Genomic DNA, 11,245 nt, shown 5'->3' with positions numbered 1-11,245 from the left:
GTTGTCCGGATAAAAGTAGTTTTTGCGGTCGAATTTCGTCTCGGTCGCGATTTCGCAGTTTAACGCCATCGCCGCTTTCATCGCAAACTCGACCGCCTGCCGGTTCAACACCGGCAGCACGCCCGGATACCCTAAGTCGATGACGTTCGTTTGCGTGTTCGGGGGCGCGCCGAACGCGTTCGGGCTGCTGGAGAAAATTTTCGATTTCGTTTTCAGCTCGACGTGCACCTCAAGTCCGATGACCGTTTCAAAGTTCATCACCTAACCCCCCTTACAACACCGGTTTTTGCTTATGGTAGTCGGTCGCTTGTTCAAAAGCGTGGGCGACGCGGTAGACAGTGCTTTCATCAAAGTGCTTGCCGATGATTTGCAAGCCGACCGGCAAGCCATCGACAAAGCCGCACGGCACGGAAATGGCCGGCACGCCTGCCAAGTTGACTGGAATCGTTAAAATGTCGTTCATATACATCGTCAGCGGATCGTTCGTTTTCTCACCGATTTTAAACGCCGGTGTCGGTGTCGTCGGGCCGATGATGACGTCATATTGTTCAAAGACGTTCTCAAAATCTCGTTTGATCAATGTCCGCACTTTTTGCGCTTTTTTGTAATACGCATCGTAATAGCCCGAGCTTAACGCGAACGTCCCGAGCATAATGCGGCGCTTGACCTCCGCCCCAAACCCTTCGCTTCGCGTCAGTTTATACATATCGATCAAGTTTTTCGCGTTGTCCGTCCGGTAGCCGTAGCGGACGCCGTCAAAGCGAGCCAAGTTCGCTGATGCCTCGGACGAAGCGAGCAAATAGTACGTCGCGAGCGCATATTTCGAATGCGGCAGCGACACTTCTTCCCACGCCGCACCCAGCTTCTCAAGCACGGCAAGCGCCGCAAGCACCGACTGGCGCACGCCTTCATCGACGCCCTCACCTAAATATTCTTTCGGCACGGCGATTTTCAATCCTTTGATGTCCCCGGTCAACGCCTCCACATAGTTTGGCACCGGAACATTTGCCGATGTCGAATCCATCGGATCGACACCCGCTATCGCCTGCAATAAGTAGGCGTTGTCTTCGACCGTGCGCGTAATCGGGCCGATTTGGTCAAGCGACGAGGCAAACGCGACGAGGCCAAAGCGCGAGACGCGTCCGTACGTCGGCTTCAAGCCAACAACCCCGCAAAACGCCGCCGGCTGGCGGATCGAACCGCCCGTATCAGAACCTAAAGCAAACGGCACTTCGCCGGCCGCCACCGACGCCGCCGAACCGCCGCTCGAGCCGCCCGGAACGCGCTCTACGTCCCACGGGTTGCGCGTCAGCTGAAAGCCGGAGTTTTCCGTCGACGAGCCCATGGCGAACTCGTCCATGTTCAGCTTCCCGATCGTGATCGCCCCTGCGGCATGCAGCCGCTCCATGACAGTAGCGTCATAAATCGGGTCAAAGTTGTATAGAATTTTGCTGGCGCATGTCGTGCGCAATCCTTTTGTGACGATGTTGTCTTTAATGCCGATCGGCAAGCCGAACAGCGGGTTCGTTTCTTCACCTTTGGCGAGCCGGTCATCGAGCTCCTTCGCTTTCGCCCTCGCCTGTTCTTCATTTAATGTTAAAAACGCTTGCACTTTCTCTTCCACTTCGCCGATGCGGCGGTACGATTCGTCGACGAGATCGGAAACGGACACTTCTTTTTTCTGCAGCAACGTATGTAATTCTTGCACGGAATGGTCAAAAAGCGACATAAATCCCCCTCCTTACTCTAAAATGGCCGGCACACGGAACTGGCCGTCTTGCTGATCCGGCGCGTTTTTCAACACTTCTTCGCGCGGCAGCCCCGGTTCTGGAATATCCTCGCGCATCACGTTTCTCATATCAAGCACGTGCGAAGTCGGCGGAACATTCTCCGTATCCAATTCATTCAACTGCTCGGCAAATGTAATGATCGCATCGAGCTGTTTCGCAAACATCTCCGCCTCTTCATCCGTAATCGCCAATCGCGCTAGGTCGGCGACGTGTTTGACTTGGTCAATCGAAATTCGCGACATGGTTTCACCTCCAACGAGTTCGACCTATCACAATACCATGATGATACCAAACTTTCAACGAATGAAGCAACAGTTGCCGCGTGTTCTGAGCGAGAATCAATCTACATATTCGCGATGCAAATGAATACAACGTTCCATAACACCCCCCAATAGCGAAGGCAGGCGTGAAACCGGGAGGATTTAATTTTGATGTAGGAATATTTCGTTTTCCTGAACAGCGCACAATAGGACGTCACTCGCATGAGTAAACGGTTGATGGGAGAAAAAGGACGCGCTCCTAATTTAGACACAGGAAGGAATCGCTCGTGACGCCTTTTTTTATTCAAAGAAATACGATAAAATGAAAGCACAAGGAGGGAAATTGCATGTCGCTGCCAAATCAAAATCATCCATGGACATATGCAGATTACGTAAACTTCCCTGAGGAAAAACGATATGAGGGAATTGACGGCGTCCTATTTATGACTCCTTCACCTACACCAAGACATCAACGTATCGTGACAGCTTTGTCAGCACAGTTTTTCGACTTTCTACACCATTCCTCGTGTGAAGTATTTGTCGCACCGATCGATGTATGTTTATTCGCAACAAAAGATACTCCTCTTCATGACATTAAAGATTGGTATATTCCCGATTTCATTGTTGTTTGTGACAAACAAAAAATTGGTGATGAGCGAATTTATGGGGCGCCTGATCTTATCGTAGAAGTTCTTTCTCCATCTACCGCCAAACACGACCGCATTACGAAATTTCACAACTACGAACAAGCTGGTGTCAGAGAATACTGGATTGTCGATCCGGTTCATGAGACCGTCGAAAAATATGCCTTGCAAGATCAAAAGTTTCACCAAGCGGGAGTGCACTATAAAGATGAAACGATTTGCCCTCATATTTTTCCAAAGCTCTTCATCTCATTGCCAAAAGTATTTGCTTCCATGTGAACATCTCATATTTTGGATGCTGCTGACAAAAATCGGGAGGATTGTTGGGCATCGATATGGAATAAACCGTTGACAAACAAGGAATGGGAAGGAGTTTGTCCGCCATGGATGTTCAAATTTTCTTGATTGACAACCCCGAACATATGTACTATAATGGCCATAACAGACGAAAAAAGGGGGAATCATGACGATGAGTGACGCTTTGCTCGCCCAAGTGCTTGATCGCCTGAACGCCATGGACAGCACACTGCAAAAGCTCGTAGAAGGCCAAGAGCGGCTCGAGCGTGAACAAATCGCCATTCGCCAGGAACAAGAAGAAATTCGGAAAGAGCAACAAGAAATTCGGAGAGAACAGCAAGAAATCCGAAAAGAACAGCAAGAAATCCGAAAAGAACAGCAAGAAATCCGAAAAGAACAGCAGGAAATCCGTTTGGAACAACAGCGTCTGCGTCAAGAACAAGATTCGCTTCGCGCTGGGCAAACGGAATTGAACGGCATCGTGGCTGCTCTCCTCCACCGCCAAGACGAAACAGACGCCAAACTGGAAGCTCTCGCTGCTGACATCCACCAGCTTCACCGGGAATTTTCCTCATTGAAACAAACGGTGGACCGCCTCGAACAAAAAATGGATTCCCGTTACGAACAATTGTCCGCCCAAATTGAAGACATCAAGCTCGATTTGAATTTTATCGCCCACCGCACCGTCGATAACGAACGAATCATTTACAAGCTCAAAGAAATGCTGTTCCGCTGATCGATTCCATCTAGGAGGAGGCCGCCGCCATGCATGTCGTGTTTGACCATCTCGTCCACTTAACCGAACGACCAGAGCAAGCGAAAACGGCGTTTGAACAATGGGGGTTTACAGCCATCCATGGCGGCCGCCATCCGTCATGGGGAACGTACAACGCCTTATGTTACTTTGAGCATTTGCGCTACATTGAATGGATCGGCATTGCTGATAGACAGGCGGCGAGAACGTGCGGAAATCCGCTCATCGCCCAGCTTGTCGCCGACCGCCAAGAAGGAAACGGCTTCTCCCAATTTGCCTTCCGCACGAACAACATCGAAGCGGTGGCGGCACATCTCAAACGAAACGGGTTTACCCCAATCGGTCCGCTCCCCGGCAGCCGCGAGCGCGATGACGGCAAGCGGCTGACATGGTCGATGCTGTTTATCGAAGACGACACAGACGGTGCATTTCGCTATCCGTTTTTCATCCAATGGGGCGACGGCGATGACGTGCGGATGAACGAGCTGGCACCGCTCATGAGACACCCGATTGGCTCTGTTTCGCTGTCGTCAATTAGCATCTACACCCTCGATCTCCAGCGGGCAGTCAACGGCTACCGCCGGCTGTTTGACTTGCCCAAACCCGATGTGGGGCGCGATGAGGCGGGAGCGTATGCGAAGCTCGCTGTCGGCGGCATTGCGATTCGGTTCTATGAGGCTGACCGACGTCATCCATCAACGCGCCCGTTTTCGTGCCGGATTGTGGGGGTGCAGGAACAGCGCTCCATCGAAATCGATGGCGCGACGTATATCGTTTCCAGGCCGTGACGGGCATTCCTATTCTCACATACTCCCCTTTGCCGCGGAATAAGATGGAATAACCGCACCTTCATCCTCGCGCGGTGAAAACGGCAAAGGGGGAGTCCAACCGTGTCCCACCCGTATGTTTCTCCAAAACTCTCAATGGAAACGATGATCTCGATTATTCGCCACGGCTTAAAGAAAACGACGGCGCCTCAACATATCGTCATCATCGGCGCCGGGATGGCTGGGCTTGTCGCAGCGTCATTGCTGAAGCAAGCCGGCCATCGCATCACCATCTTAGAAGCATCCGAGCGGGTCGGCGGCCGCATCTACACGCTCCGCTCCCACTTTCGCGACGACCAGTATCTCGAAGCCGGCGCGATGCGCATCCCGCACACCCATCAATTGACATTGGAATATATCAAAAAATTCAACTTGCCGCTCCACCCGTTTATCAACAGCACCCCGCGCGACATTTTATATTTCCGCGGTGTGAAAGCACGCCTTGGCGAATATGAGCGGCATCCCGGCCTCTTTGGCTTTCCCGTCGCCCCCCACGAACGGGGAAAAACCGCTTCCGAGTTATTGCAGATGGCCATTCGTCCGGTTGTTCAATTCATTGAACAAAATCCGGAAAACCATTGGCCAATTGTCATCGAACGGCTCGACCGCTATTCGCTGGACGCCTATTTGCGTTACAATCCGTTTGGCCTATCGTTGTCCATCGGCGCCATCGATATGATCAAAGCCGTTCTTTCGCTTGGGGGATTGCCGGAACTGTCGTTTCTGGAAATGTTGCGTGAATTGATGGTGCTGTTTACCCCGAACATCCGTTTTTACGAAATCGTCGGCGGAAACGACCGGCTTCCAAAAGCCTTTTTGCCGCAGCTGAAAGATGATATCCTTTTCAGCCACAAAGTGCAAAAAATCGTCCAGCGCGAAAACGGCGTCACCATCCACGCCACGCACACCAAAATTCTTCAACCGTTTCAAGTCACCGCCGATCGAGCAATCGTCACCATCCCATTTTCGATTTTGCAGTTTGTCGACATCGAACCCCGCCATTCATTTTCCGAAAACAAATGGAAAGCCATTCGTGAACTTCACTATGCCGGTTCGACGAAAACGGGCATCCAGTTTAAAACGCGGTTTTGGGAAAAAGAAGGCATGTTTGGGGGCAGAGCGGTTTCCGATCTGCCGATTACGTATACACAATATCCAAGCCAAGGCATTGGCACCACGGGGCCAGGTGTCGTATTGGCGAGCTATACGTGGGAAGATGACACCATTCCTTGGGACAGCTTGGGCGATGAAGAGCGACTGGAATATACGCTGAAAAATTTAGCGATCCTCTATGGAGAGCAAGTATACCGTGAATTTGAAACCGGAACGAGCCATAGCTGGGTTCGCTATCCGTACTCCGGCGGTGCCTTCACGATGATGAAGCCGAATCAAGTGACGGAGCTGTCGCCGTATATCGCCACTCCCGAAGGGAGGGTGCATTTTGCCGGGGAACACGCTTCCACCCACCACGGATGGATTCAAGGCGCCATTGAATCCGGCATTCGCGTCGCCCATGAAGTGAACAATGCACAGGCTTGATGAACCACTGGCAGCCCGCACCATCGTTTTGATTGGCCTTGAAAGATCAAATGCACCGTCATGATCGCATAAAAAGACCCGTCATCACTGTCTACGATGATGGCGGAACAGGCTCATCCGCTCATACAGCGTCGGAACGTCTTCGGCGCTGACGATCAGCTTGAGATCTTCCGGCGCGGCAAATCCGTTTTCGACTGTATGCCGAAGCAAATGAAGAAGAGGATCGAAAAACCCTTCCACGTTAAGCAGGCCAATCGGTTTTTGGTGGAGGCCGACGCGCGACCATGAGAGCACTTCAAACAGCTCTTCATACGTCCCATACCCGCCTGGCAAGGCGATAAACCCGTCGGCCGCTTCATACATTTTCGCCTTGCGCGTATGCATCGTATCGACGACCACCAGCTCGCTCAACCGGTCATGCGCCACTTCCCTGTCTTTTAAAAACTGCGGAATGATGCCGATCACACGCCCTTGATGGCGAAGCGCCGCCTCCGCGATTTCCCCCATCAAGCCGCGTTTTCCGCCGCCGTAAATAAGCGTCGTGCCGCTTTGGGCGAGAAACGTTCCGAGCGCTTTCGCCGCTTCCTTGTATTTTACACTTTGTCCATAACTTGATCCGCAAAACACACAGATGGCTTTCATGATCGCGACACACCTTTACTCGCATCTAGGTCTTCATTATTTTATCTTAATTAGGCGAGAAGACTCCCACTTCAACGAAGCGAAGCGGAGTAAGTGGGAGATGAATCGCCTTAACTATATTTTGCTGAAAATAGGATAGATTCAGTAAAATATAGTATAATATAGTTAGATGGGAGGTGAAAAAATGTATTTTTGTATCAAACAACAGCTAAATGGTTTGACCAAAGAAGAATACTTGACTCTTCGAGAACTGTGCCATATTGCCAAGAACATGTACAACGTCGGATTGTACAATGTCAGACAATACTATTTTGAACACAAGGAATTTCTTAATTATGAGAAAAACGATCATCTTGCAAAAACTAACGAAAACTATAAGCTGTTAAACAGCAACATGGCACAGCAAATTTTAAAAAAGGTCAATGAAGCCTTTAAATCTTTCTTTGGTTTGATCAGTCTTGCCAAACAAGGAAAATATGACCACAAGGCTATCAGTATTCCAAAATATCTTAAAAAAGATGGCTTTCATTCACTGATCATTGGCCAGATTCGTATAGACGGCAACAAATTCACGATACCGTATTCTCGCCTATTTAAAAAGACTCACAAGCCTATCACGATAACGATTCCGCCTGTGTTACTGGACAAAAAGATTAAGCAGATTGAAATCATTCCTAAGCATCATGCCAGGTTCTTTGAGATTCAGTACAAATATGAAATGCCTGAAGATCAAAGAGAATTAAGCGACCAAAAAGCACTGGCAATTGATTTAGGATTAAACAATTTTGCCACTTGTGTCACATCAGACGGCAGATCATTCATCATTGATGGGCGGAGATTAAAAAGTATAAATCAATGGTTTAACAAAGAAAATGCCAGACTTCAAAGCATGAAAGATAAGCAAAAAATCAAAGGCACCACTCGTAAACAGGATGTCAATGGCGCATTAAACATCTTAAAGAAAAGTAAAGCTGTAGACCTGAGTGTCTTATGCTCTAGCGGCGAAGTGGACACGCCTCAAAGAATAAGGATTGCTTGAAGCAGTCAAACTTCTTTGGAAGCCCCCACTTCAAATTTTCGCTAGAAAATTAAGTGGGGGTAGTTCACCAGTCTGTCCCCCATCCGGCAAATCACACCGACAGGGGCTGCCACCGAATCCGTTTACACCAGCCTTTTCGAACCGCAACGTCGCAAAAAACACATCCCCTCTGGCTCGTCCAGAGAGGATGCGGCACGTTGTCATTGATAAATATGCACAAACGGCTCGTCTGCTTTCGCCTGGCGCACGATGAGGCTTTCCGGCTGGCCGGCCGAGGCGATGTAGACATTAACGGTGATGTAGTCCGGGAATTTTTCCATCACCAAGCCGGTCACGTATTGGGTAAAGCCGATCACTTCCGCTTTGCCGTAAAACGGCATCGTAATGTTGATCGTTAACTTCTGAAGCTGGTCGTTGACGTACAACCCTCTGCCGACGATGCCAGTGTAGTTCGGGAAAAAGTCTTCAACATCTGATTTAAAATTGTTGAATTTGAGCCAGTCATCACGATGGTTCTCTTCCGCCTCATCAGACGGGAATACATAATATTCCTCGTTTACCGCCTCCCAATCATCGATGGTGCTGCTTCCTTCATCGACATGGGCGACGGCGAAAAAGTGGCCTGGAACAACAGATGAACGGGGCGCTTGTTTGTATAAAGCGATCGTAATCGGCACACTGCCAAGCCCTTTCATGCTCCGCAGCCGCTTCAGCACCTCGGCGGCGATCCGCTTTCCTTCCCGTTCGATGACATCGTCTTTGATTTTGACCTCGCGCGGATAGCCTTGCTCGGTCGAATAATAGTGGACGGAGTTTAACGCCAGGCCGATGGCGACGCCACCAAGCTTCACCTTGTCGTTATCGACTTTCACTAAGTAGTCGTGCTCCAAAATGCTGGCCAGGTAAATCGGGCTTTGTTTGTTTTTTTGCTCATTCGTTCCTTTGTCGCTGATCGGCGGGTTTAAGCCGATGTTGTCTTCCGGTTTCATTTTCTCTGCCTTCAGCTGGCTGTCCGTCCGCTTGCGGGCGAGCCAGCGCCCGATCGTTTCGCTGTCCAAATATTGCCCTTCCTGAAACAAATATTCATCCGGGGAAAATTGCTCAGATGCCAAGCGCATCAGCCCGGTTTCAAATTCATCGACATCAAGCCGGGTGTTGACGTCGTTGACGACCCGCCCGCGCGCCCCGGACGGCTTAAAAGGCAAGACAACGCGGTAATACGAATCAGAAATGTTGTATTTCGGGATGACGGCTTCTTGCTGTTTGCTGCCTTTGTCTTGCACGACTTCCTCACCTTTGTCAAACTTCGGCGCACACGCAGACAACAAACAAATCGAAGCGAGGCCGACAGCGGCCAACCGCTTTCGGGCCCGATTCGTCCAACGGCAGGCAACCAAACTGCGAAGTGGTGAGATTCGTTTCATCGTTTCCCCCTGTTGATCTCTTGCAAAAATCGTGATTCGTCCCAAATCTCAATGCCAAGCTGCTGGGCTTTCTCCAGCTTCGATCCGGCGTCCTCACCGGCGATGACGATGTCGGTGCTGCGGCTGACGCTGCCGGTGACGCGCCCGCCGAGCCGTTCAATCTCTTCCTTTGCCTCATTGCGCGACATCGACGCGAGTTTGCCGGTCAAGACGACCGTTTTGCCGGCGAAGGCGGAGTCAGCAGGCGCTTCAGCCGCCCGCTTCGGCCCTTTGTATGCCATGTTGACGCCGTAAAGCCGCAGCTCATGGAGCAGCTCGGCCGCTTCTGGCTGGGAAAAGAAGGCGATGATCGAGTCCGCCATTTTCTCGCCAATTTCCGGCACGGCCATCAATTCCTCTTTCGTCGCTTTTTCCAGCCGCTCCATCGTTTCAAAATGCTCAGCCAAAAGTTGGGCCGCCTTCGCTCCAACATAGCGGATGCCAAGGCCGAACAGCAGCCGTTCGAGCGAGTTTTGCTTCGACGCTTCAATGGCCGCAAGCAGGTTGGCGGCCGACTTTTCGCCCATCCGTTCCAAACCGATGAGCTGTTCTTTCGTCAAGCAGTACAAATCGGCGACATCGTGGACGAGGCCAGCGTTAAACAGTTGGGTGACGACTTTTTCGCCCAACCCTTCAATGTTCATCGCTGCTCTTGAGGCAAAATGGATGAGCCGTTCGCGCAGCTGGGCCGGGCATTTCGGGTTTAAGCAACGGAGCGCCACTTCTCCATCCAGGCGGACGAGCTCGCTTTCGCATTCCGGACAATGCGTCGGCATCACAAACGGCGTTTCATCCCCGTCGCGCCGGTCGACGACGACGCCGACCACTTCCGGGATGATGTCGCCCGCTTTTTTAATGATGACCGCATCGCCGATGCGAATGTCTTTTTCCCGTATAAAATCTTCATTATGAAGAGTGGCGCGCTGCACGGTCGTGCCAGCGACGCGAACCGGCTCAAGAATCGCGGTCGGCGTGACGACGCCCGTGCGGCCGACGTTCACCTCAATGCCGATGAGCGTCGTCACCACTTCCTCGGCTGGGAATTTGTAGGCGATCGCCCAGCGCGGGCTTTTTGCCGTCGTACCAAGCTCCCGCTGTTGGGCGAACGAGTCGACTTTAATGACGATGCCGTCGATTTCGTACGGCAGCTGCGGCCGTTTTTCGTGCCACTCGTTGACGAAGGCGATCACCTCATCGATGTTGGCGCAGCGCCGCCGCTCGGGATTCACTTTAAACCCAAGCGCCTGTAAGTAGTCGAGCGCCTCGCTGTGCGACTCAATGCCAAGCTCTTCAGCATTGGCCAAACCATAAACGAACAAATCGAGCTGGCGCGACGCCGCCACTTTCGGGTCGAGCTGGCGGAGCGAGCCGGCCGCCGCGTTGCGCGGGTTGGCAAACAGCTCCTCGCCGCGGGCTTTTCGCTCCTCATTCAAGCGCAAAAACGACGCTTTCGGCATAAACGCTTCGCCGCGCGCCTCAAGCGACACCGGTTCTTTCAGGCGGAGAGGCAGCGAGCGGATCGTTTTCAAATTTTCTGTAATGTCCTCGCCCGTCGTTCCGTCGCCGCGCGTCGCTCCTTGCACGAAATAGCCGTCTTCATAGCGGACCGAGACGGCGAGGCCGTCGATTTTCAACTCGCATACGTACGCTGCTTCGCCGACTTCCTGGCGGATGCGGCGGTCAAAATCGCGCAAGTCGCCTTCGCCAAACGCGTTCGCGAGACTCATCATGGGAACAACATGCGTCACTTTGCGAAACGCCTCAAGCGGCGGGCCGCCGATGCGCTGGGTCGGCGAGTCGCTCGTTTTCAATTCCGGATACTGTTCCTCGATGGCCATCAACTCTTGCATGAGCCGGTCATACTCGGCGTCCGGGACGGACGGCCGGTCGAGCACATAATATTCGTAGCCATAGCGGTGCAACAGTTCGCGCAGCTCGGCCGCGCGCCGTTCGGCTTGTTGGCGGTCCATACGTTCACCCGTTCTCCTTT

The 11,245-nt window shown here is 51.8% G+C and carries 10 protein-coding genes and 1 pseudogene; 5 read left to right on the top strand and 6 right to left on the bottom strand.

The genetic code is table 11. From position 1 onward, the window contains the following. From GZ1_RS12235 to gatC, 3 genes and pseudogenes are all read right to left on the bottom strand, one after another. A pseudogene (locus GZ1_RS12235) lies at positions 1–258 on the bottom strand (Asp-tRNA(Asn)/Glu-tRNA(Gln) amidotransferase subunit GatB); the annotation flags it as partial. Positions 259–271: 13 nt separating this feature from the next. Beyond that, on the bottom strand, positions 272–1,729 hold the full coding sequence (gene gatA, locus GZ1_RS12230; RefSeq protein ID WP_060788546.1) for an Asp-tRNA(Asn)/Glu-tRNA(Gln) amidotransferase subunit GatA: 1,458 nt from the start codon (positions 1,727–1,729) through the stop codon (positions 272–274). Positions 1,730–1,741: 12 nt separating this feature from the next. Further along, positions 1,742–2,032, bottom strand: coding sequence for an Asp-tRNA(Asn)/Glu-tRNA(Gln) amidotransferase subunit GatC (gatC, locus tag GZ1_RS12225; RefSeq protein ID WP_013144149.1), 291 nt, complete (start codon positions 2,030–2,032; stop codon positions 1,742–1,744). Positions 2,033–2,397: 365 nt separating this feature from the next. On the opposite strand from gatC, the gene GZ1_RS12220 reads away from it, so the two are divergent. From GZ1_RS12220 to GZ1_RS12205, 4 genes are all read left to right on the top strand, one after another. Next, complete coding sequence (locus GZ1_RS12220) at positions 2,398–2,973, top strand: Uma2 family endonuclease (RefSeq protein ID WP_015373827.1); 576 nt, start codon at positions 2,398–2,400, stop codon at positions 2,971–2,973. Between the two features lie 184 nt (positions 2,974–3,157). Continuing rightward, a complete protein-coding gene (locus GZ1_RS12215) occupies positions 3,158–3,727 on the top strand; it encodes a hypothetical protein (RefSeq protein WP_041470379.1) in 570 nt (189 codons plus the stop codon). Between the two features lie 29 nt (positions 3,728–3,756). Continuing rightward, a complete protein-coding gene (locus GZ1_RS12210; protein ID WP_015373825.1) occupies positions 3,757–4,533 on the top strand; it encodes a VOC family protein in 777 nt (258 codons plus the stop codon). A 102-nt stretch (positions 4,534–4,635) separates the two neighbouring features. Then, the gene (locus GZ1_RS12205; protein ID WP_015373824.1) at positions 4,636–6,111 is read left to right on the top strand and encodes a flavin monoamine oxidase family protein; all 1,476 of its coding nucleotides are present in this window, start codon (positions 4,636–4,638) and stop codon (positions 6,109–6,111) included. Positions 6,112–6,195: 84 nt separating this feature from the next. Here the strand turns inward: GZ1_RS12205 and GZ1_RS12200 are convergent, their stop codons facing one another. Next, positions 6,196–6,753 (bottom strand): LOG family protein, encoded by a 558-nt coding sequence (locus GZ1_RS12200; protein ID WP_020753986.1) that lies wholly within the window; start codon positions 6,751–6,753, stop codon positions 6,196–6,198. Between the two features lie 184 nt (positions 6,754–6,937). Between GZ1_RS12200 and GZ1_RS12195 the strand changes: the two genes are divergently transcribed. Further along, positions 6,938–7,792, top strand: a complete 855-nt coding sequence (locus GZ1_RS12195) for an RNA-guided endonuclease InsQ/TnpB family protein (protein WP_060788545.1) — start codon at positions 6,938–6,940, stop codon at positions 7,790–7,792. A 200-nt stretch (positions 7,793–7,992) separates the two neighbouring features. On the opposite strand, the gene GZ1_RS12190 is transcribed toward GZ1_RS12195, so the two are convergent. Both GZ1_RS12190 and ligA read right to left on the bottom strand, forming a co-directional pair. Further along, the gene (locus GZ1_RS12190; RefSeq protein ID WP_060788544.1) at positions 7,993–9,216 is read right to left on the bottom strand and encodes a CamS family sex pheromone protein; all 1,224 of its coding nucleotides are present in this window, start codon (positions 9,214–9,216) and stop codon (positions 7,993–7,995) included. Next, complete coding sequence (gene ligA / locus GZ1_RS12185) at positions 9,213–11,225, bottom strand: NAD-dependent DNA ligase LigA (RefSeq protein ID WP_060788543.1); 2,013 nt, start codon at positions 11,223–11,225, stop codon at positions 9,213–9,215. Before ligA ends, GZ1_RS12190 begins: the two co-directional genes overlap by 4 nt. Positions 11,226–11,245 lie beyond the last annotated feature (20 nt).

The organism is Geobacillus zalihae NBRC 101842 (assembly GCF_001544135.1).
GTDB lineage: Bacteria > Bacillota > Bacilli > Bacillales > Anoxybacillaceae > Geobacillus > Geobacillus zalihae.
Note: the sequence above shows the minus strand (reverse complement) of the source record. Positions and strands in the feature narration are given on the sequence as shown.